Origin of the sequence: Natronorubrum thiooxidans, assembly GCF_900156475.1 — an archaeon.
GTDB classification, from domain to species: Archaea; Halobacteriota; Halobacteria; order Halobacteriales; family Natrialbaceae; genus Natronorubrum; species Natronorubrum thiooxidans.
This window is the reverse complement of record NZ_FTNR01000009.1, coordinates 23,386-46,153: the sequence shown is the minus strand read 5'-3', so window position 1 is coordinate 46,153 and position 22,768 is coordinate 23,386. Positions and strand designations below refer to the sequence as shown.

Here is a 22,768-nt window from a genome sequence, read left to right as displayed (position 1 = left end):
CCATCGTGAGCCGCGTCGGACTGATCGTCAACCCTGCTGCGGGCCGCGATATCCGGCGGCTCACCGGTGGCGCGAGCGTCGTCGACAACTACGCGAAGCGTCGAGTCGCGACCTGCGTCCTCGACGGACTGACGGCGGTCGACGAGCCGCCGGACGTGGCAGTTATGCCCGACAGACGGGGCATCTCCGACCACGTCCTCGAGGAAGCGCCGGCTGGACTCGAGGTAAAACCACTCGAGATGCTCGTCGAGAGCACCGCAGCCGACACACGCCGGGCGGCGAGTCTGTTTCGCGAGGGCGACGTCGACGTCGTCGTCGCCCTTGGGGGTGACGGGACGACCCGCGACGTCGCCTGCGAGATCGGTGACGTGCCCGTGGTCGCCGTCTCGACCGGGACGAACAACGTCGTGCCGACGGCCGTCGACGGGACCGTCGCGGGCGTCGCTGCGGCGCTACTCGCGACGGGTGTGGTTCCGGCGACCGACGCGACCACGCGCCATGGGATGATCGAGGCCCGCGCGGAGACCGCAGGGGGCACACAACAGCTCTCGGCGCTTGCAGCCGCCGAGGTGTCCGCGCAGTCGTTTATCGGAACGCGGGCGCTGCTCGACTCCGGTGATCTCCGCGGTGGTGTCGTCTCGCGGGCCCATCCGGGCGATATCGGGCTCGCCGCCATCGCGGGGGCCGTCGAGTGCCTCGAGCCGACCGAGCCGGGCGGTGTCGCCGTTCGATTAACTGAGCCCGACGACGCCGCACGGACCGTCCGTGCGGTGCTCGCTCCGGGCGTCACTGCAACCGTTGGCATCGAGTCGATCGAGCGACTCGAGTGGAACGAGCCCGCCGAATTCGACGTGCCCGACGGCGTCGTTGGAGCCGATGGCGAACGCGAACTCGAACTCACCGAAACGACGGTCGAACTCACGCCCGTTCCCGACGGGCCCCGACTCGTCGACGTCGATGCGACGCTCGCAGCCGGTGTCGAGGCTGGCGCGCTCGAGCACGCCGAGCGGCTGCAGTCGACCGAGGACTGATCGCCCCGGATCGAGTGTTCACTCACTCGAGAGTACAATAAACACTATTTTGCCCGGTGTGGACAAGATATCATGGTTAGGAATACCATACCACAGCTAGACGTCGAGATTCCGGAGCTCTCACAGGTCGCGTTCGTCGTCGAAGACTTAGAAGACGGCATGGACCGCTTCGAAGGGCTGCTCGGGGTCGGCCCGTGGCAAGTGTATCGATTCGAGCCCCCGGCGTTGACCGACCGCACCTTCCGCGGGGAGTCCCACGAGTACTCGATGCGGTTGGCGCTGGCCCAACTCGGCGAGACGATGCTCGAGCTAATTGAGCCGCTCGAGGGGCCGAGCATCTACACCGAACACCTCGACGAGCATGGCGAAGGGCTCCACCACGTCGCCTGTTTCGCGTTCGACGATCCACACGCGGTCGTCGAGACGTTCGAAGACGCCGGCATGCCCGTGATCCAGAGCGGCAACTTCGACGGCGTCGAGTACTGGTACTTCGATACGGCCGACGAACTCAACGGGACGATCTTCGAGACGGCGGCGAACGTCGATTCGATCCCCGAACCGGAGATGACCTATCCCGAGTAGGCAAGCCGAACGGTTCTGCAACCGGTGTCAGACCCGCTCCCAGCTGATCTCGACCTCGAGGTCGTCTCGAGTCAGCTGTGAGACGTGACAGCCCCGCTCGCCCAGATCGATGAGTCGATCGAGGGTGTCGTCGTCGGCATCGGACTCGAGTTGAACCGTCGCCTCGAGGTGTTCGACGCCGCCATGTTCGGGTTCGGCCGTCGTCGTGACGTCGATTCCGTTGACTGGTGTGTCGCGCTTTTCGGCCTGGAAGCGAATGCTCAGCGACAGACAGGCGGCGAGCGAGCCGAGGAAGACGTCGACTGGCGTCGGCCCCGTTTCGGTGCCGCCGGCCTCCTCGGGTTCGTCGTAGCCCCACTCGAACGAGCCAGCCTCGATCGTGCCAGCCATGCCGTCGGGGTTGTGTGCCGTAACCGTGCGCTCGGGCATCTCCGTTGGCGCACCCGCTCCCGCGCCGGCTCCGGCGCTGATTTCTTCGGGCAGCAGCGCCCACGGCTCCTCGAGATGCTCGACGAGGCTCTCGAGGAAGCGGGCGGCGTCGGCTCCGTCGACGATGCGGTGGTCGAAGGAGAGATCCAGCGGAAGCTGTTGTCGCCACTCCACCTCGTCGTTCGGGCCGCGTGTGGGGGCCTCCGAAATCGCGTTGACGCCGAGAATGGCGACCTGCGGGGGGTTGATGACCGGGTCGAACGACTCCACGCCGAGGACGCCGAGGTTTGTCACGGTAAACGTCCCACCCTGGAGGTCGTCCATCGTGTACTCGCCCTCGAGGGCCGATCCAACGAGGTCGCGGCGTTCGTCGGCGATCGTCGCAAGCGACTTGTTCCCGACGTCGCCCAACACGGGGGCGATCAGCCCGTGTTCGACGTCGACGGCGATACCGACGTTGTGTTCCGCCCAGAGCGTGTGGACCTCGTCCTCGAACGTCGCGTTGAATTCGGGATGGTCCTCGAGGGTCGCCGAGATGGCGAGTACGAGCAGGTCCTGAATCGAGACGTCGGTCTCGAGGACCTCATCCGCGGCGTCGGTGGCGTCGAACAGTGCCTCGACATCTGCCTTGCGGTGGACCGTCACGTGGACGGCTTCCCGGTAGCTCTCACCGAGGCGGGCGGCGATCGTTTGGCGCATCCCGCTGAAGGGCCGCGTTTCGATCGGCGTTCGATCGCCGCTGCCGGCCGCGTCCTCGACGTCGTCTTCGGTGATCGAGCCCTGATACCCGGTCCCCTCGACGGTTATGAGGTCGACGCCGAGTTCCTCGGCGCGACTGCGTGCGCGTGGAGATGCGTTGACGTCCGCTTCGGCGGCCCCACCCGATTCGGCGGCCGCTTCGACGTCGTCTTCCGTGATCGACCCCTGGTAGCCCGTCCCCTCGACGCTCGAGAGGTCGACCTCGAGTTCCGCGGCGCGCTCGCGGGCCCGCGGCGAGGCCTGAACGTCGCCGTCGGCCGTGTCCGTCGCGGCTGCCGTCTCGCTCGTCGTGCCGCTGTCGGCGCTTTCGGCCGCTGGCTCGTCGGCTGCTGGCTCCTCGGCCGCCGTCTCGCCCGTCGCCTCCTCGATGTCGGCCGATGCCTCTGCCTCGAGGTCGTCGATATCGGCGTCTTCGGGCGCGACGATTCCGATCGGTGTTCCTGGCGGGACCGTCCCACCCTCCTCGAGGTACGTCTCTCTGAGGACGCCATCCTCTCGAGCGTCGACTTCGGCGATGCTCTTTTCGGACTCGACCTCCGCGATCGTCTCGCCCTCCTCGACGGTCCCACCTGCATCGATCCGCCACTCGAGGAGTTCGCCGCGTTCCATTTCCAGCCCGAGTTTTGGCATCCTGACGATGTAACCCATGGCATCTCATAGCATAACAACCACATAAAGCGTACCGGTGGCTCCGTGATTGTGAGACGGTCTGATACGGACTGCTGTAATCAATTACCGCCGATCACCGACCCCGTCTCTGGTAATCGGCGGTAACTCGGTACAGCAGACCGTATGAACGGACACTGCTCGAAGCGGCCAGTTTGAACTGGATGCACGATTATCGAATACAGGTAATTTTGGATGATCTTTCCAGAAGGTTCGCGCGCCTGTGCCGAGTACTGGATGATTGTTCATTCTTCACGATAGATATATGGTAATGTATAGCAAAGGCTTTAGGTTGAGTAGGGCAAAATTCCGGTACGGTTGGCCCACAGGCCACTGATTTACCTATGAGCGACGACGAACTCATCTGGCGAATCGCAGGCGGTTCCGGAGACGGAATCGACTCGACGAGCCAGAACTTCGCAAAAGCGCTGATGCGCTCGGGGCTCGACATCTTTACCCACCGCCACTATCCGTCTCGGATCCGCGGTGGCCACACGTACGTCGAAATCCGGGCCGCAGACCACGAGGTACAGTCACGAGGGGACGGCTACAACTTCCTGCTCTCGCTTGGCGACTCCTTCGCCCGCAACCCACAGGAAGACGCCTACTACGGCAACGAAGAGATCAAGCCCCTCTCGGAGAACTTAGACGAGCTGCGAGAAGGCGGGATCATCGTCTACGACGAGGGCCTCATCAGCGAGGAGGACGTCGACGCGATCGACCTCGAGGAACGTGCCGAGGAGAACAACTGGCACGTCTTCCCGATGGACCTTCGCGGCCTCGCCAGAGAGCACGGCCGTGAAGTCATGCGCAACACCGCCGGTGTCGGTGTCACGGCGGCGCTGCTCGATATGGACCTCGAGCACATCGAGGACCTGATGTCCGACGCGATGGGCGGGGACATCCTCGAGTCGAACCTCGAGATCCTCCACGAGGCCTACGAGACGACTCGGGAGGAGTACGAGTTCGAACACGACCTTCGCGCACCTGAAGGCACCCACGAGACCGAGCAGGCGCTGTTGTCGGGCTCGAACGCGATCGCCTACGGTGCGATCGACGGTGGCTGCCGGTTCATCGCCGGCTACCCGATGACGCCGTGGACGGACGTCTTTACGATCCTCAGCCAGAACTTCCCCGACATGGGTGGCGTCTCCGAGCAGGTCGAAGACGAAATCGCCGCGGCCGCACTGGCCGTCGGTGCCAGCCACGCCGGCGTGAAAGCCATGTCCGGCTCCTCCGGCGGTGGCTTTGCGCTCATGAGCGAACCGCTCGGCCTCGCCGAGATGACCGAGACGCCGCTGGTCCTCGTCGAGTCGATGCGTGCCGGTCCGTCGACCGGGATGCCGACCAAGCCCGAACAGAGCGACCTCGAGTTCGTGCTTTATACGAGCCAGGGCGACTCCTCGCGCGTCGTCTTCGCGCCGGGCACGATCGAGGAAGCCTACGAGCAGACCCGACTGGCCTTCGATATCGCCTGGGAGTACCAGATCCCGACGATCATCATCTACGACCAGAAGCTCTCCGGCGAGAACACGAACGTCGACGTCGAGTTCTTCGACCGCGAGCCAGAGCCAGGACTCGGCTCGACGCTGACCGAGGAAGAACTCAAGGAGGCCGCACACGACGCCTCCGGGAAGTTCGAGCGCTTCGGCTACGACGACAACGAACGCAACGTTAGCAAACGCTCGCTGCCCGGCCAGAAAGGCGGGCGCTACCTCGCAACCGGGAACGAACACAGCCCCGTTGGTCACATCGAAGAGGACTCGGACAACCGCGTCTTCCAGATGACTCGCCGACTGGAGAAACTCGACTCCATCCGCGAGGAACTCGACGAGGACCACCCCTCGAACCAGACCTACTTCGGCGACGAGACGGCCGATTACGGAGTCATCACGTGGGGCTCGAGCCAGGGCGCCGTCGTGGAAGCCGTTTCCCGCCTGAACGAGGCCGGCCACTCGGTCAAAGGAATCAGCGTCTCCGATATGATGCCGTTCCCCGAGACCGAGATGACCGAGTTCTTAGAGAGCGTCGACGAGGCGATGGTCGTCGAGATGAACGGGACCGGCCAGTTCCGCGGGCTCATCCAGAAGGAACTCGGTCGCTTCGGCGAGAAACTGACGAGCCTGCTCAAGTACAACGGAAACCCATTCGAACCAGCAGAGGTCGTCGAGGGCTACGAGGTCAACGTCGCCGAGGAAGACCGTGAACCGACCGCACAGGTCCGAATCGAACCCGCAGCAGGTGACTAACCATGAGTGCATTCAACGCGATCGGAGAGGAGCGAGAGATCGACCGGGACGAGTTTACCCCCGGTGTCGAACCGCAGCCGACCTGGTGTCCGGGCTGTGGTGACTTCGGCGTCCTGAAGTCGCTGAAGCAGGCCCTCCCGGAAGTCGGCAAGACACCCGAGGAAGTGCTGACGGTCACTGGGATCGGCTGTTCGGGCAAGCTGAGCAGCTATCTCGACACCTACGGGTTCCACACCATCCACGGCCGTTCGCTGCCCGTGGCCCGTGCCGCCAAACTCGCCAACCCCGAACTCGAGGTCATCGCCGCCGGCGGTGACGGTGACGGGTACGGCATCGGCGGCAACCACTGGATCCACACGGCCCGTGAGAACCACGACATGACCTACATCGTGTTCAACAACGAGATCTTCGGCCTGACGAAGGGCCAGACCTCGCCGACGAGCCCGAAAGGTCACAAGTCGAAGACCCAGCCATCCGGCAGCGCGAAGACGCCGCTGCGTCCACTGTCGATGTCGCTGAACGCCGGTGCGAGCTACGTCGCCCGTACCGCCGCGGTCAACCCCAACCAGGCCAAAGAAATCATCAAAGAAGCCATCGAACACGACGGCTTCGCCCACGTTGATTTCCTGACGCAGTGTCCGACCTGGAACAAGGACGCACGCCAGTACGTCCCCTATATCGACGTCCAGGAGTCCGACGACTACGACTTCGACATTACGGATCGTCGCGAGGCCGCCGAGATGATGCACGAGACCGAGGACGTCCTCAACGAGGGCACCGTCCTCACCGGCCGGTACTACGTCGACGAGGACCGGCCATCCTATCAGGAGGAGAAATCGGCCGTCGGCGAACTGCCCGACGAACCGCTCGTCGAGCGCTACTTCGACGACGACGCCGAGTGGGAGCGCAGCTACGACCTGCTCGACCGTCACAAGTAAGCGTCGGCGGTCGTCTCGCTGGACGATTTTATCTTTTATGTGAGTGTGGTCGTCTCGAGCGAGGACGGAGTCACAACTGCGCCAGAGAGTTATCTGAACGGAAGCTACTCGTTACATCAGAGATTTATCGAGTAAGGTTCACTTCTCCGAAAGGAACTGGGGACCAAAACACGACCTGGCATCTCGACTGAATTCAAGGGCCATCAGTCGCGTCAATGCTGGTTCCATCTCATGGGAATGGACTCGTCTCGTCGTCTTCGACGTGACTCGGTACGTGACTGTGGGGCGACTCACGTAGCGACGATTGCGTGTCTTTCTGGCCCGGCCGTAGCACGCGCCATAGTACACTGGGATGTAACAGCGAGGTAGGAGGCTGCTGCATCGAGAGGACGCGAGTGAAGGCGTCAGTCAAGACGCTGTCTGTATGTGCCTTTCGGAACAGTCGGCCCAGATACCAGTTAAAGAAGGCAGTTCCTCGAGGTTTGTCGCCTTTTGTCTGTGGGAAGCTGAAATCCGCTCCAGTCGCTAGCATCCACGCGGGCTCGACGACCTCTGTGGCACGATCGAAAAAGCGACGTCCGAACTGTTTCCGATCGTCCGTCGCAAGCGTGTGGTGAAGCATCAGCGCCTCGAGCGCAGCCACAGACATGCCCTGTCCGTAGATCGGATTGAAATTGGCGATCGCATCACCCATGACGACCAGACCATCCGGGAAGCGGTCGAGTTCTTCGTACCGGTATCGCCGGTTCGACGGGAATGGATAGAAAGGGATCTCCGTGGACACCCTGGGGCGCTCCTCGAGGAGGTCTTTCACGATTGGGGTGGGCAGACTCGCTGCGAAGTCGTTGGATTCCTCGACATCTGTCGGTGGATGATCACCGTGGATCCCGTGTAAGTTCACCAGCCAACGATTGTCTTCAACGGGTAACACTGCCCCACCACGGGTACGCGGTGCCTCGGCCAGCACACCGATCATTCGGTGGTCGTCAGCAGGTCGCTCAATAAGGCTGGCGCTGTAGGCTAAGTCGACGTGTACCGCCTCGGTTGCAGGCGGCGTGTAACCGTGTTTCGCTAGCCAGTTCGGCGTCCGACTCGTTCGGCCCGTGGCATCAACGACCAGATCGGCGGCGAGTTCCTGCTCAGCGCCATCGTCTCGGATCATCACACCGTTCACGCTGGTCACTCCGTCGTCAGCGAGATACTCAAGAAATGGACAGTTCCCCCGTAGCTTGACGCCGTCAAGTTCGGAGACACGTCCTCGGAGCAACTGCTCGTACAGCGGCCGCGTCGCTGCGTAAAGTTGAAACGGCTCCGATCCGGCGGCAAGGAAACCGCCTTGGCTGTACATGTAGAAGTCCCGCTGACCATCGATTACCACCCCGCCAGCGCTACGCAACGCTTCGCTGTAGCCCGGGAAAAGTTCTTCCAGCGTCGCCCGTCCGGCCTCCCACAGAATATGGATTTGGCGGGCTTGGGGGACACCGGGACGTGCAACTGGTTCATCGGGCAGCGGATCACGATCAAGCACCGTGACCTCATCAAATGCATCTGCAAGGATACGGCCAGCCAGCAGACCGGCTATGCCTGCGCCGACCACTACCGCATGCCCCTCTCTGTCGGCGATCTGTTCACTGTCGTACTGTGGTACAGTTGTTAATGTCATCTGATTCAGTACTTATCTACTTGGCTGGCTTCACGTTTTCATTGAGCTCGAAGACGGTCTCCAGGCTGTACCCGTCGGCGTCGCCGCTCGCACCGCGACCGGGCCGATCGAGCGCGTAGACCGTGCAGTAGTTCACCAAGGCAGGGCTGCATCCAGACAGGTCCAATTTCGGGCATGCGTCAGCTCACCCGTGTCTCACTATGGGGAGCAGTCAGATAGCGTCATCTACCGCCGAATTTGCACGGACTGAAAGAAGCGTAGCCGGTGAACGATACGCGCTATGTATCTCACACACGTCTCGAAACGTCTCTCACAACAGGTCGCATATTCGGCGGCCAGTCCGCATCTGTAGCGAGTGGAGCGAAAGTACTGTTTGCGTCCCGACCGCACAGCAATCGAAAACACTCAACACTCGAGGCCCAGCGACTCGCTAACCACGAGCGCGAGTTCTGCGTCGCCGTACTCGTCGCTGACGAACACCGAGTAGTACAGCCCGTCACACGACCACTGCAGTTCTGTCCCCTGCTCGGTGGTCTCGAGCGTGCCCGTCGCCTCACCGACGCTGACCGAGTCGCCGTCGGTCGCGAACGCTCGAGGGCCGTCGCTCGTGGTGACCGTCACTGACTCGCCACCGCCGTTGCGGTAAAAGAGCGACACCTGTCTGCGGTCCTCGTCATGGAACTCGTAGCTGCTTGCGCCGTCGAAGGCGACGGCATCCGGCAGCGCGTCGGCTGACGGCTCGGCGACCGCGAACGGCGCTGCCGCCTCGGCGTCGGCGATCGTGTCGTACTGGTCGATTGTTGGGAAGACGAACTCAGTCTCGTCGGCGTCGCTGTCTTCGGCGACGGTCGGTGGCTCGAACAGGTCGTCATCGAGTCCCCCGTCGATCGAGAGGTTGCGGTAGGTCGTCGTCAGTTCGATGTCGTCGCCCGCGATGGTGTGTTTGACAGGAAATAAGGTTTCTCGATCGAGCCAGAGTTCGACTCGGTCGGCGCTTCGTTCGTAGGGGCCAGTCTCGCTCGTCTCGAGCGGAAAGACGTACTCCGTCTGGCCGACCCGGACGCCAACCGAGCGCTCGATCGTCTCGTTTGCCGGCGGTTCGAATTCGACGTGGTAGACGTCCCGACCGTTGACCTGTGTCTCCTCGAGGCCGGTCACGTCGTAGGCGTCGAGGTATCGCTCGGGCTGGGCGGAGAGCCCCTCGAGCAACGATCTCGCATCCGGATCGCGTTCGTAGCTGCGGATGGTGTCGCGCTCGAGGTCGTGAATGTACCGGTCGCTGCCGTCGCTGACGATGACGAGCTCGCTGCCGTTGTCGGCGGTTTCGATCCGGCTAGTACCGTCGGCACGTAACCAGACGGCTTCGGTGTGCTGAGTTGTCTCGCCGTCGACCGTCTCGCGAACGTCGACGGTTGCGGCGAACTCGTCCGGTGGCTCGGTGTCGGCGAGTTGGTCCTCGAGGTGGGCCTGTGAGGGACCGGCATCCGGAACGGCGACACAGCCAGCGAGCACCACGGTGAGAAACAGCGCGGCGGCGATGCGGATCGGGGTGTGATCGGCAGCGGGAACACGCATGACAGAAAAGATCACAGTCAAGCCCTATTATGTCATCGGCTCGGTGCCGACAGGTCGATCGCGTCCCGGGGTGATACGGACTGCTGTAGTCAATTACCGCCGATCACCGACCCGTCTCTGGTAATCGGCGGTAAACCGGTACAGCAGCCCGTATGAGTCACCCATCGTAGTCGCCGCGGTAGCCGACACCGCGAGCGAACAGCTTCGTCACGTAGCTCAAGACAAGCAGGGAGACGAGCAATCCACCGAGCGCGTAGGGCTGGAAGCCGTAGACAAACTCTCGAATTGCATAGGCGATGACGAGTATGCCCATGAGTATCGCCGTGCCGCCGGCCCATCGCGAGACGTACTCGGGATCGACCGATTCGTCGTAGTTGGCGTGGAGATCGGCTCGCCCACGGATGGCGATCAGATAGCCGAGATACAAGATTGCGAGGCCACAAAGCAGCCAGACGGTCCCGCTGATGATGTTCGCGTCGACCATGTCGTTCGCCGACACTGGGACCAGGAGGCGAATAAGTCCGACGGTCCCGTGGTCGCGTCGCAGTCGGCCGCGCTGACCCGATGAAACCGGCGTTTTCCGCCGCTTCCGTCGGAAGACCAACCGTTTTCGTATACAAAAGATATTTTTCCGTCGGAGCAAAAGAGAGTAGTATGAGTACACAGGCGACAGAAGATCGCATCCTCGATGTTCTCGAGGAGGATGCCCAGGCGTCTTACGCCGAGATCGCCGACCGGGCGGACGTCTCAAAGCCGACAGTTCGAAAGTATATCAACCAACTCGAAGAGGAGGGCGTCATCGTCGGCTACTCGGCCGACATCGACCCGAAGAAGCTCTCGAGCAAGACCATCGCGCTGGTCGGTTTCGACGTCGCGAGCGAACGCTACGTCGAGGCGACGAAAGCACTCAAGCAACTCGACGAGGTCGAGGCGCTGTACAGTTCCAGCGGTGATCACATGCTGATGGCCGAGGTTCGTGCCAAAGACGGCGACGAACTGGGCGAGATCATCTCCGACGAACTCCTCGAGATCGACGGCGTCACTGCGGCCCACCCGTCGTTTCTCCAAGAGCGACTGAAGTAATGTGGTCGGTCGTGACAGGACACTGTATGGCCACTTCGTTTTGATGCCGGCCGCCGTAGATACGGGCGATGCCAACGTACGAACGCCGAACGACGGTCGACGCACCGCTCGAGGAGGTCTGGCAATTTCACTCGCGAATCAGCGGGCTCGAGGCACTGACGCCCGACTGGATGGGGCTGCGCGTCGAGCGCGTGATCGGCCCCGACGGCGAGCCGGATCCGGACGTTCTCGAGCCGGACTCGGAAATCGCGCTCTCGATGCGCCCGTTCGGTGTCGGGCCACGCCAGCACTGGACGTCGCTGATCACGGCCCGCGAGCGCGTCGACGGGAGCGCGTTCTTTCGCGACGAGATGGCCCACGGCCCCTTCGACCGCTGGGAACACACGCACTCGTTTTACGCTGACGGCGATCGCACGATCGTCCACGATCGCGTCGACTACACCCTCCCCCGTGGTGGCCTCGAGGGCGTCGTCGGCCTCGGAAACGGAATCACGGCTGTCTCACAGCTTGGCTTCGAGACCATGTTCCGGACGCGCCACCGGATGACGAAAGTACGCCTCGAGTGAGTGAACCGTACGCGTTTTGCCACCCGAGCCAGTAAGAGTAGGCATGACTGAACGCGGTGGGCTGCCGATCGGACGGCGGGGGTTTCTCGGTCTCCTCGGAGCAGGCACGGTGGCCGGCGTCGCGGGCTGTCTGGGGGGAGACGGTGACGACGGGAGCGCGCATGTCGACGGCGACCAGGCTGGCAACAGCTACGATCCAAACGTCGACGAGCATCCGGGTGACGACCCGATCGAATTCGCGGAGACGCAGGGCTGTGCCGTCTGCAATATGACGCCGACGGACTACCCCCAGTGGCAGAGCCAGCTCGCCCACAAGGACGGAACAGGTGCCGTCTTCGATACGCCGGGCTGTCTGTTCGCCTACCTCGTCGCCACCTCGTCCGACTCGGCGGTCGCCGGCGCGTGGGCAACGGACCACGGGACAGGCGACCTCATCGACGCCACCGACGCCCATTTCGTGGTCGTCACCGACGCGACCGCGGCCGACGATCCGATGGATATCAACCCGCGCGTGTTCGCCGACCACGACGATGCCGTTGCCTACCTCGAGGAGTGGGACGCGGAGAGTCTGACCGAGGACGACATTATCGGCCTCGAGGACGTCGATGTCGAGATCGCGTCGATCTATCGTGGGAATCGACTCTAAGACTGGCGATTGAGACTCGAGTGCGACCGACAGACGCCGTTTCGCAAGGGGTTTGGGCCCGTGCCTGATTTCTCTCCGATGTGAACGCGTCCGACCTCGAGGTGACGCCGGCCGTCGCCCTGGCCTTTGCGGTGTTCGCAGCGAGCACCAGCGCGATTCTGGTTCGCTGGAGTCAGGCCCCGAGTTCGGTCGCGGCCTTCTACCGGGTGCTGTTCACGACGGCACTCGTCACACCCATCGCAGTACTGGGCCATCGCGAGGCGTTTGCCCGTCTCTCGAGGCGTGATCTCGGCTTTGCGGCCGTCGCCGGGGTCGCGCTCGCGGCCCACTTCGCGGCGTGGTTCGAGAGTTTAAACTACACGAGCGTCGCGGCGAGTGTCACCATCGTCCAGTCCCAGCCCGTTTTCGTGGCTCTCGGTGCCGTGTTCGTCCTCGGCGAGCGGATCACCCGCGAGGCCGCGCTGGGAATCGCCGTCGCGATCGGTGGGGCAGCCGTGATGTCGCTGGGCGATGCCGGACAGGCACCGCTCGCCGACGCGACGCTGTACGGCAACTCGCTTGCGTTGCTCGGGGCGGTCACCGTCGCGGGCTACGTGCTCGCCGGTCGCTCGATCCGCCAGCGCGTGTCGTTGTTTCCCTACGTCACCGTCGTCTACATCGCCTGTGCAATAACGTTGTTCGCCCTCGTCGGCGTACAGGGCCACGCGTACGTCGCCTACCCTCCTCGTGAGTGGCTGCTCTTTTTCGCTATGGCTGTCGGCCCCGGTATCTTCGGCCACACCGTCGTCAACTGGGCGTTGAAACACCTCGAGTCGGTCGTAGTCAGCGTCGCCTGGCTGGGCGAACCCGTCGGCGCGACGCTACTCGCGCTCGTCTTGCTCGCGGAGGTGCCCGACACGGTGACGGTGGTCGGCGGACTGGTCGTTCTCGCGGGGATTTACTTGACGACGATCAAACGAGAACGACGGCACAGCCCGACAGACTGATGGAAAACTCGGAGCGCTAGCTACTCTGTGAGCCTCGAGAGATGGTCCCTGCCGCGTTCGGTGATCGTGTATACATCGCCCGAAATCTGGCGAACGTAGCCAGCAGACTGGAGTTCGTGGCACTTCGCTCGCACCGTCATCGGGTGTGCATCGAGCGTTGCCGCCAGCGACGTCGCTGGAGCCGGCCCACGCTCGTCCAGAACGGCAAGAAGCCCGCGGCTCGAACAGCGGATCATCGTGGTAGCAACCATCACGGTAACATTTAACATAGTCTTTTCGGTGAGTCGTCCCCCATCGAATGCGATCCGGCGACGTCACAGCTACACCACCACCATCGCCGGTGACCATCGCCTCTTTACGCTGCGAAACGAAAGGGCAACATGGAAACGCGTGAGTTGGCACTGTGCCAACATATGTGTGCTATGATACCACTGGCCACGTACCGCGACCGACACTCGAGTCAACTCACGAGTCCGGTATGAATCGGCGGACACTGCTCGCTGCGACGACGGCAGTGACGATACCGATAGCCGGCTGTCTGGACGACGGGAGGGGGACAGACGACGGTACGGATGCGAACGAAGAACTCTCCTCCCCTGTCGATAGGTCGCCACCGTTCGATATCCGGACCGTCGACGCACCGGGGAGCGAGGCGGGGACGGTGCAGATCCCACGGGAAGGACGGGTCATGCTCATCAACTTCACCCGCATGTTCTGCCCGACCAGTCAGGGGTTTCTCGCCGATATCAGCGAGGCGGTCGTGAGCCTTCGACGACGAGACGTCGACGTCGTCTCCGTCATCGACCGGAGTGTCGGCCCGCAGCCGTCGCCGGAGGAACTGGCCGACTGGTGGCGCAAACACGACGGCAACTGGACGATCGGGATGGACGAACGCGGGTTGCTCAACGACCACTACGAGGTCAGCGGCTTTCCGGTCGCCATCGCGATCGACGGCACCGGCGAGACACACTGGCGTACCGACGGCCCGACGACGGCGAACAACATCGTCTCGGGCGTCGAAGCGGCGCTCGAGGCCCAGTCACGGGCCGAGTGAGCCGCAGCCGTGGCCTACTCTTGCGATGGCGGTTGCGTTCGGGCCGTCAGCTTCGGATACGACTGCGTGCCGCCACTCGAGTTGCGTGCGACCAGCGTCGCCACCGCAGCAACCCCGCCCGCGACCGGCCGGCGGCGCTCCTCGTAGGAGAGGATCGTCAGATCGAGACACGCCCGCAGGAGATCGTTCGATCGGTACCGGTGACGCTTGCTCGAGGGACCGATCTCGAGAGGGTCGCTCGAACGGATGTGGTGTTCGTAGATGAGTACGCCGCCCGGCGCGAGCGCCTCCTTGAGCGCAGGCAGGTGCTCGAGGGCGGCGAAAAAGCTCACCGTAATCACGTCGTACTCGCCGATGGGAACGTCGAACTCGGCCAGATCCGCGCGCGTCCAGTTGACGTCGACGCCGTGCTCGTCGGCGCGGCGGCGGGCCTGCTCGAGTGCGACGTCGGAGATATCGATCGCGTCGACATCGTAGCCTGCTGCGGCGAGAAAGAGCGCATTGCGCCCGTTACCGGTCGCGACGTCTAACGCGCGGCCGTCCGGCAGGGTCGAGCATCGGCGCTCGAGTTCCGGGATGGGGTCGTCTGGGAGGCTGAAGTCGACGCCGCTGTACTTTTCGTTCCACCGCTCGCGCTCGTCGGACATGGTCCAACAGACGGGCGAGACCCATTTGATGGTTGGCTCCCTCGAGCCCGCGCGCTGGGTGGATCGGCCACCGCGTGCGGCCGATTCCACGATCGAACCAGTGGTATCTTGATCATTCAGCCCGTATCATACTATATGCAGCGTCTCTCGTCTCGGTGGGCTGACACTGGCTGTCGACCGACAGCGGTGAGCGTCCGATGAACCGACGCGAACTCCTCGCGGGGATCGGTAGCGTCGGCGTTCTCGGCGGTGCCGGCACCGTCCTCGTCCGCGGGCTCCCGTCGTTCGGCGACGACGGTTCCGAGACGGCCGACGGCGAGAACGACCGTAACCCGCTCGAGGTCGAGACGATCCACGCCGAAGGCAGCGAGGCGGGCACGTTCGCCGTCCCGACCGACGGCGTCACGACCATTATGTTCTTTACCACCGGCTGTGGCAACTGTCAGGCCCAGATGCCGCGGCTGGCAGCCGCTCGCGAGGAACTCGTCGACAAACACGGCGACCGCGTACAGTTTCTCTCCGCTACGTACCAGACACCCGACACACTGCCCGAGGCCGATCTGCGCGAGTGGTGGACCACCCACAGCGGGAACTGGAACGTCGGCTACGACTCGGGGCTCGCCGGATCCTACGGCGTCGTCGGCTTTCCCGTCACGATCGTCGTCGACACTGATGGCGAGAAACACTGGGAGGAAACCGGCGTCCAGGGCACTGACAGGATCGTCGGCGCTGTCGAATCGGTCCTCGAGACCGAGACGTTCGACACCGACGCAACCGACGAGGCCGACACCGACGCAACCGACGAGCGCAGCGATGAACAGACGGCGTAGCCGTCCTCGAGACACGTATCACCCGCCGAACAGGCCCGAAAGCGAGTCCGTCCACGACGTACGCTCGTCGCCGATCGCTGTGATCCCGTCACCGACAGCATAGCGGTGGCCGTCTGCGACGGCGAGTGCGGTAACCGTCGCGTCACACTCGTACCGCCACCGTCGTGACCCATCTCCCGTCGCGAGTGCGTGGACAGACCCGTCGTTGTCCGCCAGACAGAGTGTGTTACCGACGAGTACGGGCCCCGTTTTCGACGTGCCGAACGCGACCCGCCAGCGCTCGCTCCACGTCGTCGTGTCGATGGCGTACACGCTGTCGTCCGAACTGGCCACGTAGACCGTCCCGTCGGCGACCGCCGGTGGCGTCTCGATCCGCCCGCCGGTCTCGAATCGACCCTGCCGTGAGCCGTCCGCACTCGCACAGATCAACAACGTTTCGCCGGCGGCGACGTACACCGTCCCGTCGGCGACCGCCGGTGATGTGCCGGCCGCGTCCTCGAGGTCGGTCGTCCAGCGGTGACTGCCGTCTGCCGATTCGAGGGCGACCAGTCGCTCGTCGGCGGCGACATACACCGTTCCGTCGGCGACCGCTGGACCGGTGGTCTCGCCGCCGAGATCGGCCGTCCACGCCGACTGGCCCGTGTCGGCGTCGATCGCGTGGAGGGCGTCACCGCCGACGTACACCGTGTCGTCGTCGACGACCGGTGCCGTGCGAGCGCGACCATCCGTTCGGTACTGCCAGAGACGCTCGCCGGTGTCGGCCTCGAGTGCGGAGACGTCGCCGTCGCGACTGGTGACGTAGACGACTCCGTCGGCGACTGCCGGCGTCGTTGCGACCGCCCCGTTGGTTTTGACGCGCCAGCGTTTGCTGCCGTCCGAAAGCGCCAGCGCGGCGATACCGTCGTCGCGGCCGACGTAGGCCACCCCGTCGACGACTGCCGGCGCGGCCTCGAGTGCGGTGTCGCCCTGCGGAGCGATCCGCCACTGCTCGGTCGGTCGGCCGATGAGGTCGCTGCTGCCCGAAACGGCCCCGTTGCGCGTCGGTCCTGCGCGTGCCATCGCCCAGTCGACCCGCTCGGTCGCGGCGTCGTCAGCGTCGGTTTGGGCGTACTCGAGCCGACTCGTCGCGGTCGACGCCGCTGTCGAAACGATCGACACGGGGTCGTCGGTCAGCGGCCGGATCGCCTCCAGCGCGTCGGATTCCTCGAGTGCAGTGAACGTTCGACTCGCTCGAGCGCGAACACGGGCGTCGGGATCGGTGAGACACGGCCGAAGCGCCGCGACGTGGTCGCGGTCGGTGTCAGCGACGGACGGTCCGGCGTCGCGTTGGGCACACGTCGCAAGCGCACCCGCGGCGCTCGCTCGGACGTCGGCGTCGGGATCTTCGAGCGCGTCGAGCAGCGCCGGGATCGTCTCTTCGAACCCGGTCGGATCGACCGTCGCCAGCCGCTCGAGGGCATCGGCCGCGACGAGCCGGCCGAGTTCGTTGTCGCCGACGGTGCCGTGGGCGAGTTTCGAGATTCCCGATGATCGGAGCGCCTCGGATTCGTCGGCTAGTGCGGCAAGCGCCAGCGCAGCGAGCCCCGCCGTCCAGGGGTCGGGATCGTCGTCCAGCAGCCGACCCATTGCCGACAGTTGCGTGGTGATCTCGTCGGTGTGTGTTGGCGTGTCGATCCCGGCCGCGAGCGCGGCGGCTTCGCGTTGCCGGTCGTCGACCGACTCGAGTGTCGACGCCAGCGCTCCGTCGCCGTGACCGGTCGCCGCGAGGGTTGCGAGTGCGAGCGTGATGGACCCGCGAACCGCCTCGTCGCCCTGCGAGCCGTCCTTGAGCAGCGCGACCAGTCGCTCCCGTTTGGCCGCGACGTCGTCAGGAGCCGTGACTGCAAGCCGCGCGATATCGCGGGCGATCGGCTGTGGGGCGTCCTCGAGTCGCTCGAGCAGGGACGCCGTCACTGGCTCTCGGCCGGCTTCGTCGGCGACCGACGGCAGCACGCACAGGAGCGCTCGCCGTTCGCTGCCGGTCGCCGACTCGAGTCGGTCGGCCAGCGCGGGTGCGGCGTCCGCGACGAGCGCGGGCTCGCTGCGGGCGATATCCGCGAGTCCCGAGGCGACGGCGGCCCCGCGTTCGCCACCGTCCGACAGCGCGTCGACCGCAGCCGCGAGTGGCGTCGGCTCCGTCTCGGCGTCGAGAGTCGCCTCGAGCGCGTTCAGCGCGGCGACCCGGACGGCCGGCGTCGGCTCGGACAGGAGGGCGCAAACGGCCTCGACGGCGGCGTTCGTTTCCGCTCCCGTCTCGAGGCCAACCACGGCAAGCGCCTCGCAGCCGGCGACACGGATGGCTTCGTCGGGATGTGTCGTCGCCTCGAGCGCGACCGACAGCGCGGGACGGACGTCCGCTTCCGTCCGTGGAGCGATCGCGGCAAGCGTCCGGCGAACGGTCGCCCGAACGGACCGATCCGGGTCGTCGAGCGCACCCAGCAGCGGTCCCAGCATGTCGCCGTCGCGGACGGCGTCCGGGGACGCCTCGGCGAGTCGCGAGAGGGCGATCGCCGCGTTGTTCCGGACGGTCGCGTCCTCGTCGTCCAGTCGCGCTCCGAGCGGGCCGACCGTGTCGCGGACGTCTCGCGGTCGCTCGCTTGCGACAGTCGCGAGGTCACGCGCCGCCGCCCGTCGAACGGCAACTGCGTCGGCCTCGAGGCGGCCACGCGCCGCTCGGATCGCCGGATGGGCGTCGGCGACCTGCGACTCGGCCACGTCGGCGAGCGCGCGAGCGGCGTACCCCTGCTCCCACTCGTCGCCGTCGGCCAGCCGATCGACGAGCGCGGCGACGTCCGGGTCGGCAGCCGAGGCCTCGAGCGCGATGGCGGACAGCGCCTCGGCCGCGTGGCGACGGACCGGATCGTGTGAATCGTCGAGACGATCGGCGAGGGCGGACACGACGGGTCGGATCGACGTCGGCGAGGCATCCGCGACGGCAGCGGTCGCCCGGACGGCCTCGAGGCGGACGCGCTCGTCGTCGACGGCGAAGACGCGAGCGAGATCGGTGAGGACGGGGTCGACGGCGGCCGGTTGCGCCTTTGCGACGGCCGCGACGAGCGAACTGCCGTGGCGTCGAAACGTCGGCTCGCTCTCGTCCAGCCGACGGGCCACCACCGGCACGGCGTCGACGACCGCTTCGGGGCGCTCCGTCGCGAGCGCCGACAGCACGCAGGCGGCGTCCGTCCGAACGGCCTCGAGTGGATCATCGAGCCGACCGATGAGCGGAGCGACAGCCGAGTCGACAGCCGTCGGCTCGCTGTCGGCGACGGCCCGAAGCGCGCGGACGCTCTCACGGCGCACGTCGGCGACATCGTCGAGTCGCGCGGCGAGTGGCTCGACGGCCTTGTGGACGGCAGCCGGACGGGCCGCCGCGACGGCCGCGAGGGCAACGGCAGCGGCTGTTCGGATCCGTTCACAGTCGTCTGCGAGGCGATCGGCAACGGGATCGATTGCGGCTTCGACCGCCGACGGGTCTTCGAGTGCGAGTTCCTCGAGCGCCTGTATCGCGTGTTTCGCGACGGCTGTCTCGTCGTCCAGCCGATCGACGAGCAGCGACACGCGATCGAGCACGTCGGCGGGTCGGTCCGTCGCGACCGCCTCGAGGATCGCGGTCGCGTGCTCGCGAACGGCGGCCGTCTCGTCGGTGGCGGCGTCGGCAATCGCGTCGACGACGGCGACGACTGCCTCGGCGTCGGCCTCGGCGAGCGACTTGAGTGTGGCCGTCGTCTGGATTCGAACACGTTCGTTCTCGTCGGTTACGTACCGCTCGAGCGTCTCGACCGAGCCGTAAACGACGACGGGACGGTCGGCTGCGACGGCCGCGACCGCGTCGACCGCCGCCGTCCGAACCGCCGTCGGCCCCTCGAGACCGTCGATGAGGTCGGGGACCGCCGCCCGAACCGCATCGGGGTGTTCGGTTGCGACGGCTGCGAGTGCAGTCGCGGCGTGTGCGCTGACGTCCGGGTCGTCCTCGAGGCGGTCGGTCAGTGCGCCGACGGCGGACAGAACGCCCTCCGGGCGCTGTGTAGCCTCGTTCGCGAGCGTGCTGGCCGCGTACGCCCGTATTTCGGGATCGTCGGCCGTCAGAAACCGCTCGAGTTCCGTTCTACCGACGGTGACTTCGATTCCGTCGCCCTGTTCGTCGAACTGGCGGTCGCGGTCGGTTGCGTAGGTGTCCGGGTGCGTCATAGCGAGTCGAGCACGACGCGCGCTCGAGTCGCGCGCGGCCGTGCGAATATTTTGAGGGACCGGTGACACGCAGTTAATTCTACCTCCTGTATGCGGCCCTTACCGCCCGTAGGGGGCGCTTTGACGGCTGTATTCGGAGAAAACGGGGAGGGGATTCGACGGCGCTCGATCAGGCCTTCGCCTGCCAGGTTCGAACCCGGTCGGCGCTGACGCCATCGACGTCGTCGGCGACGGTATCGGGGTCGGCCTCAGTCAGGTCGTCGATACTCTCGATGCCCACGTCGGCGAGTTTCTCGACCGTTTTGGCACCGATCCCCTCGAGCGCCTCGAGTTCGGAGCCGGTCTCGCTTTCGCGGGCCTGGAACTCCTGGTAGTTACAGATCGGACAGCCCAGTTCCCACGGCTCGTCGCCGCTGTGGATGACGAGTTCGGGCAGGTCGTGTTCCTCACAGCGGTCGTCGGTGACCTCGATATCGCCCCGCCGTGGCAGCGGCAGCGAGTACTCACAGTCGGGATAGCGCGTACAGCCGACGAGTCGCGAGCCGCTCTGGAGGGTCTTGACGGCGAGTTCCCCACCGTGCTCGTCACCACAGTCGGGGCAGTCGCCCAGAATCGGCCCTTCACCGGCGTCTTCGGCCTTACAGAGCGGACAGCCGTGGACGAACGTCTGGCGGCCGGCGAGCATCTTGACCTCGTTCAAGTCGTGCTCCTCGCACTCGCGCTCCATGATCAGTGGCTTGCCCGTCGACGGCAGCGGCAGCGTGTACTCGCAGTCCGGGTAGCCGTCACAGCCGATGAAATAGGAGCCGTGGCGACTGCGCCTGACGAGCAAGTCCTCGCCACACTCCGGGCAGGGACCCAGCCGCTTGTCGTCTTTGAGCGACTTGCGCAGATGGTCGCCGATCTCCTCCCGAGAGTCCGCGAGGTTGGCGAAGATCTCTTCTAACATCTCGCGGGACTCGTCGGTAACGTCGTCCAGCGTCGCCTCGCCGTGTGCGATGGCGTCCATGTCGGCCTCGAGTTGGGCAGTCATCCCCTCGCTGACGACCCGATCGGCGTAGCTCTCGGCCGCGTCGACAACGGCCATCGCGAGCTTCGTCGGCCGCGGTGGATCGCTCTCGATGTAGCCCCGGTCGTACAGCTTCTCGAGGGTGTTGTGACGGGTCGACTTCGTTCCGATCCCCATCTGCTCCATGGTTTCGATGAGCCGCGACTGGCCGTACCGGCGAGGTGGCTGGGTCTCTTTCTCCTCGAGTTCGACGTCCGTCAGCGACACCTCCTCGCCCTCGTCGACGTCTGGCACGAAGTTCTCCGTCGTACTGAAGTAGGGGTAGACGTCGTGATAGCCCGGTTCGACGAGCCGTTTGCCGTTTGCCTTGAGCCGAGAGTCGTCGACCTCGGCGACGACTTTGAGGTGTTCCCAGACGGCCGCGTCGGCGACCGTCGCGAAAAAGCGCCGGACAACGAGTTCGAAGATTTCCCACTCGTCGTCTGAGACGTCACCGCGGGTCGGAATCTCACCGGTCGGATGGATCGGCGGGTGGTCAGTCGTCTCCTCGTCGCCCTCCGTCGGGGTGATCTCGTTGGCCTCGAGCAGCGACTCTGCCGACTCGCCAAGCGTCGAGTGGCCGACGAAGTCGTCGAGCAACTCCTCGGGCTCGAGATCGTCGGGGTAGACCGTGTTGTCGGTTCGCGGGTAGGTAACATACCCCGCGGTATAGAGCTCTTCGGCGATCGACATCGCTCGTTTCGCCGTGTAGCCGATCGAACTCGCCGCGCGGATGAACTGGGTCGTGTTGAACGGCGTCGGTGGCGTGTCGGTTCGGGTTCGGCGGTTAACGTCGACGACCGTCGCCGTTTCGTGACTCGAGAGCGTGTCGTAGACCTCGTCGGCGATGGCTTCCTCCCAGACGCGTTCGGCCTCGTTGTCGTCCTCGTCGCGATAGAAGTACTGGGCCTCGAAGGCATCGGTGTCGTCGTCTTTCTCGAGGTCGGCGAACAGCTCCCAGTAGGTTTCGGGGTCGAACGCCTCGATCTCGCGTTCGCGGTCGACGATCAGCTTGAGCGTCGGCGACTGAACCCGGCCGACCGAGATGAAGTCGTTGCCGAGCTGGCCGGCAGACAGCGACAGGAATCGCGTCAGCGATGCCCCCCAGATGAGGTCGATGATCTGGCGAGCCTCGCCCGCGGCCGCCAGATCGAAGTCGAGTTCGTCGGGTTCCTCGAAGGCGCTCTGGACCTCGTTTTCCGTGATCGAGGAGAACCGGACCCGCTGGATCGGGACGTCCTCGTTGACGTCGCGGACGATCTCGTAGGCCTCCTTGCCGATGAGTTCGCCCTCGCGGTCGTAGTCCGTCGCGATCGTGACCTGTGTGGCCTTTCGCGCGAGGATTCGAAGGGTCGCGACGATGTTCTCTTTCGTCGCCGTCTTCTCGACGTCCGCGTCGATGAGTTCGGCGGGTTCGACGTCTCGCCAGTCCGAATACTCCGAGGGGAAGTCGACGCCGACGACGTGGCCCGACAGCCCCACACAGCGCTTGCCACCCCACTCGTAGACGTTGACACCGTTCTCACGGCTCGAGTCGTACGTGCCGCCGCTCAAAATGTCGGCGATCCGCCGTGCGGCGTTGTCTTTTTCCGTAATGATCAGTTCCACGGCGGCTCACCTCCGATATCGGTCGGTCCCCCCGGCTGTGGGCGAGTAGTCTGCATCGTCGGCGGCTACGGCTGAAGTTCTGATAACGCTTTCGCCAAAACCCGCCGACAGCGCGGGTGTGCGCGTCCTCGAGCGGTCGCGCGTGTGCGAGATTGTTGTCTGGCTGTCCGGACTGGGGTCG

The 22,768-nt window shown here is 65.0% G+C and carries 18 protein-coding genes; 10 read left to right on the top strand and 8 right to left on the bottom strand.

Annotated features, from left to right (window positions below):
• Positions 1-5 precede the first annotated feature (5 nt).
• Together BW940_RS12835 and BW940_RS12830 are read left to right on the top strand one after the other, a co-directional pair.
• A complete protein-coding gene (locus BW940_RS12835; RefSeq protein ID WP_076609615.1) occupies positions 6-1,031 on the top strand; it encodes an NAD(+)/NADH kinase in 1,026 nt (341 codons plus the stop codon).
• A gap of 72 nt (positions 1,032-1,103) precedes the next feature.
• Positions 1,104-1,613, top strand: coding sequence for a VOC family protein (locus BW940_RS12830; RefSeq protein ID WP_076609614.1), 510 nt, complete (start codon positions 1,104-1,106; stop codon positions 1,611-1,613).
• 27 nt (positions 1,614-1,640) lie between these two features.
• Here the strand turns inward: BW940_RS12830 and BW940_RS12825 are convergent, their stop codons facing one another.
• A complete protein-coding gene (locus BW940_RS12825) occupies positions 1,641-3,449 on the bottom strand; it encodes a 2-oxo acid dehydrogenase subunit E2 (RefSeq protein WP_076609613.1) in 1,809 nt (602 codons plus the stop codon).
• A gap of 362 nt (positions 3,450-3,811) precedes the next feature.
• Here BW940_RS12825 and BW940_RS12820 point away from each other — a divergent pair, with 362 nt between their 5' ends.
• Both BW940_RS12820 and BW940_RS12815 read left to right on the top strand, forming a co-directional pair.
• The gene (locus tag BW940_RS12820) at positions 3,812-5,716 is read left to right on the top strand and encodes a 2-oxoacid:acceptor oxidoreductase subunit alpha (RefSeq protein WP_076609612.1); all 1,905 of its coding nucleotides are present in this window, start codon (positions 3,812-3,814) and stop codon (positions 5,714-5,716) included.
• Between the two features lie 2 nt (positions 5,717-5,718).
• Positions 5,719-6,654 carry a thiamine pyrophosphate-dependent enzyme gene (locus BW940_RS12815; RefSeq protein WP_076609611.1) on the top strand — a complete coding sequence of 312 codons (936 nt, stop codon included), beginning with the start codon at positions 5,719-5,721 and terminating at the stop codon, positions 6,652-6,654.
• 229 nt (positions 6,655-6,883) lie between these two features.
• Here BW940_RS12815 and BW940_RS12810 read toward each other — a convergent pair whose 3' ends face one another.
• The 3 genes from BW940_RS12810 to BW940_RS12800 form a co-directional block, all read right to left on the bottom strand.
• Positions 6,884-8,317, bottom strand: a complete 1,434-nt coding sequence (locus tag BW940_RS12810) for an FAD-dependent oxidoreductase (RefSeq protein WP_076609610.1) — start codon at positions 8,315-8,317, stop codon at positions 6,884-6,886.
• Positions 8,318-8,722: 405 nt separating this feature from the next.
• Entirely contained in the window at positions 8,723-9,892 is a 1,170-nt protein-coding gene (locus tag BW940_RS12805; protein WP_076609751.1) for a LolA family protein, read from the bottom strand.
• Positions 9,893-10,049: 157 nt separating this feature from the next.
• Complete coding sequence (locus tag BW940_RS12800) at positions 10,050-10,376, bottom strand: hypothetical protein (RefSeq protein WP_076609750.1); 327 nt, start codon at positions 10,374-10,376, stop codon at positions 10,050-10,052.
• A gap of 170 nt (positions 10,377-10,546) precedes the next feature.
• On the opposite strand from BW940_RS12800, the gene lrpA1 reads away from it, so the two are divergent.
• From lrpA1 to BW940_RS12780, 4 genes are all read left to right on the top strand, one after another.
• Positions 10,547-10,975 carry an HTH-type transcriptional regulator LrpA1 gene (gene lrpA1, locus BW940_RS12795; RefSeq protein WP_076609609.1) on the top strand — a complete coding sequence of 143 codons (429 nt, stop codon included), beginning with the start codon at positions 10,547-10,549 and terminating at the stop codon, positions 10,973-10,975.
• A gap of 68 nt (positions 10,976-11,043) precedes the next feature.
• Complete coding sequence (locus BW940_RS12790; RefSeq protein WP_076609608.1) at positions 11,044-11,541, top strand: SRPBCC family protein; 498 nt, start codon at positions 11,044-11,046, stop codon at positions 11,539-11,541.
• A 43-nt stretch (positions 11,542-11,584) separates the two neighbouring features.
• Positions 11,585-12,187: a nitrous oxide reductase accessory protein NosL gene (locus tag BW940_RS12785; protein ID WP_076609607.1), complete on the top strand. Its 603-nt coding sequence runs from the start codon at positions 11,585-11,587 to the stop codon at positions 12,185-12,187.
• Positions 12,188-12,267: 80 nt separating this feature from the next.
• On the top strand, positions 12,268-13,173 hold the full coding sequence (locus tag BW940_RS12780) for a DMT family transporter (protein ID WP_076609606.1): 906 nt from the start codon (positions 12,268-12,270) through the stop codon (positions 13,171-13,173).
• Between the two features lie 20 nt (positions 13,174-13,193).
• Here the strand turns inward: BW940_RS12780 and BW940_RS12775 are convergent, their stop codons facing one another.
• Positions 13,194-13,409 (bottom strand): helix-turn-helix domain-containing protein, encoded by a 216-nt coding sequence (locus tag BW940_RS12775; RefSeq protein ID WP_076609749.1) that lies wholly within the window; start codon positions 13,407-13,409, stop codon positions 13,194-13,196.
• Positions 13,410-13,651: 242 nt separating this feature from the next.
• On the opposite strand from BW940_RS12775, the gene BW940_RS12770 reads away from it, so the two are divergent.
• Positions 13,652-14,227, top strand: coding sequence for a TlpA family protein disulfide reductase (locus BW940_RS12770; RefSeq protein ID WP_076609605.1), 576 nt, complete (start codon positions 13,652-13,654; stop codon positions 14,225-14,227).
• A 14-nt stretch (positions 14,228-14,241) separates the two neighbouring features.
• On the opposite strand, the gene BW940_RS12765 is transcribed toward BW940_RS12770, so the two are convergent.
• The gene (locus BW940_RS12765) at positions 14,242-14,874 is read right to left on the bottom strand and encodes a class I SAM-dependent methyltransferase (protein WP_076609604.1); all 633 of its coding nucleotides are present in this window, start codon (positions 14,872-14,874) and stop codon (positions 14,242-14,244) included.
• Positions 14,875-15,071: 197 nt separating this feature from the next.
• Between BW940_RS12765 and BW940_RS12760 the strand changes: the two genes are divergently transcribed.
• Positions 15,072-15,704, top strand: a complete 633-nt coding sequence (locus tag BW940_RS12760; RefSeq protein WP_076609603.1) for a TlpA family protein disulfide reductase — start codon at positions 15,072-15,074, stop codon at positions 15,702-15,704.
• A gap of 18 nt (positions 15,705-15,722) precedes the next feature.
• Here the strand turns inward: BW940_RS12760 and BW940_RS12755 are convergent, their stop codons facing one another.
• Together BW940_RS12755 and BW940_RS12750 are read right to left on the bottom strand one after the other, a co-directional pair.
• Positions 15,723-19,931: an outer membrane protein assembly factor BamB family protein gene (locus tag BW940_RS12755; RefSeq protein ID WP_076609602.1), complete on the bottom strand. Its 4,209-nt coding sequence runs from the start codon at positions 19,929-19,931 to the stop codon at positions 15,723-15,725.
• A 169-nt stretch (positions 19,932-20,100) separates the two neighbouring features.
• The gene (locus BW940_RS12750) at positions 20,101-22,587 is read right to left on the bottom strand and encodes a DNA topoisomerase I (RefSeq protein WP_076609601.1); all 2,487 of its coding nucleotides are present in this window, start codon (positions 22,585-22,587) and stop codon (positions 20,101-20,103) included.
• Positions 22,588-22,768 lie beyond the last annotated feature (181 nt).

Excerpts from the sequence above, each read along its gene's own strand:
- BW940_RS12770 (WP_076609605.1), top strand. The coding sequence starts at position 13,652 with ATGAATCGGCGGACACTGCTCGCTGCGACGACGGCAGTGACGATACCG.
- BW940_RS12755 (WP_076609602.1), bottom strand. The coding sequence starts at position 19,931 with ATGACGCACCCGGACACCTACGCAACCGACCGCGACCGCCAGTTCGAC.
- BW940_RS12790 (WP_076609608.1), top strand. The coding sequence starts at position 11,044 with ATGCCAACGTACGAACGCCGAACGACGGTCGACGCACCGCTCGAGGAG.
- BW940_RS12765 (WP_076609604.1), bottom strand. The coding sequence starts at position 14,874 with ATGTCCGACGAGCGCGAGCGGTGGAACGAAAAGTACAGCGGCGTCGAC.
- BW940_RS12760 (WP_076609603.1), top strand. The coding sequence starts at position 15,072 with ATGAACCGACGCGAACTCCTCGCGGGGATCGGTAGCGTCGGCGTTCTC.
- BW940_RS12815 (WP_076609611.1), top strand. The coding sequence starts at position 5,719 with ATGAGTGCATTCAACGCGATCGGAGAGGAGCGAGAGATCGACCGGGAC.
- BW940_RS12820 (WP_076609612.1), top strand. The coding sequence starts at position 3,812 with ATGAGCGACGACGAACTCATCTGGCGAATCGCAGGCGGTTCCGGAGAC.
- BW940_RS12830 (WP_076609614.1), top strand. The coding sequence starts at position 1,104 with ATGGTTAGGAATACCATACCACAGCTAGACGTCGAGATTCCGGAGCTC.
- BW940_RS12800 (WP_076609750.1), bottom strand. The coding sequence starts at position 10,376 with ATGGTCGACGCGAACATCATCAGCGGGACCGTCTGGCTGCTTTGTGGC.
- BW940_RS12825 (WP_076609613.1), bottom strand. The coding sequence starts at position 3,449 with ATGGGTTACATCGTCAGGATGCCAAAACTCGGGCTGGAAATGGAACGC.
- lrpA1 (WP_076609609.1), top strand. The coding sequence starts at position 10,547 with ATGAGTACACAGGCGACAGAAGATCGCATCCTCGATGTTCTCGAGGAG.
- BW940_RS12775 (WP_076609749.1), bottom strand. The coding sequence starts at position 13,409 with ATGATCCGCTGTTCGAGCCGCGGGCTTCTTGCCGTTCTGGACGAGCGT.
- BW940_RS12805 (WP_076609751.1), bottom strand. The coding sequence starts at position 9,892 with ATGCGTGTTCCCGCTGCCGATCACACCCCGATCCGCATCGCCGCCGCG.
- BW940_RS12785 (WP_076609607.1), top strand. The coding sequence starts at position 11,585 with ATGACTGAACGCGGTGGGCTGCCGATCGGACGGCGGGGGTTTCTCGGT.
- BW940_RS12810 (WP_076609610.1), bottom strand. The coding sequence starts at position 8,317 with ATGACATTAACAACTGTACCACAGTACGACAGTGAACAGATCGCCGAC.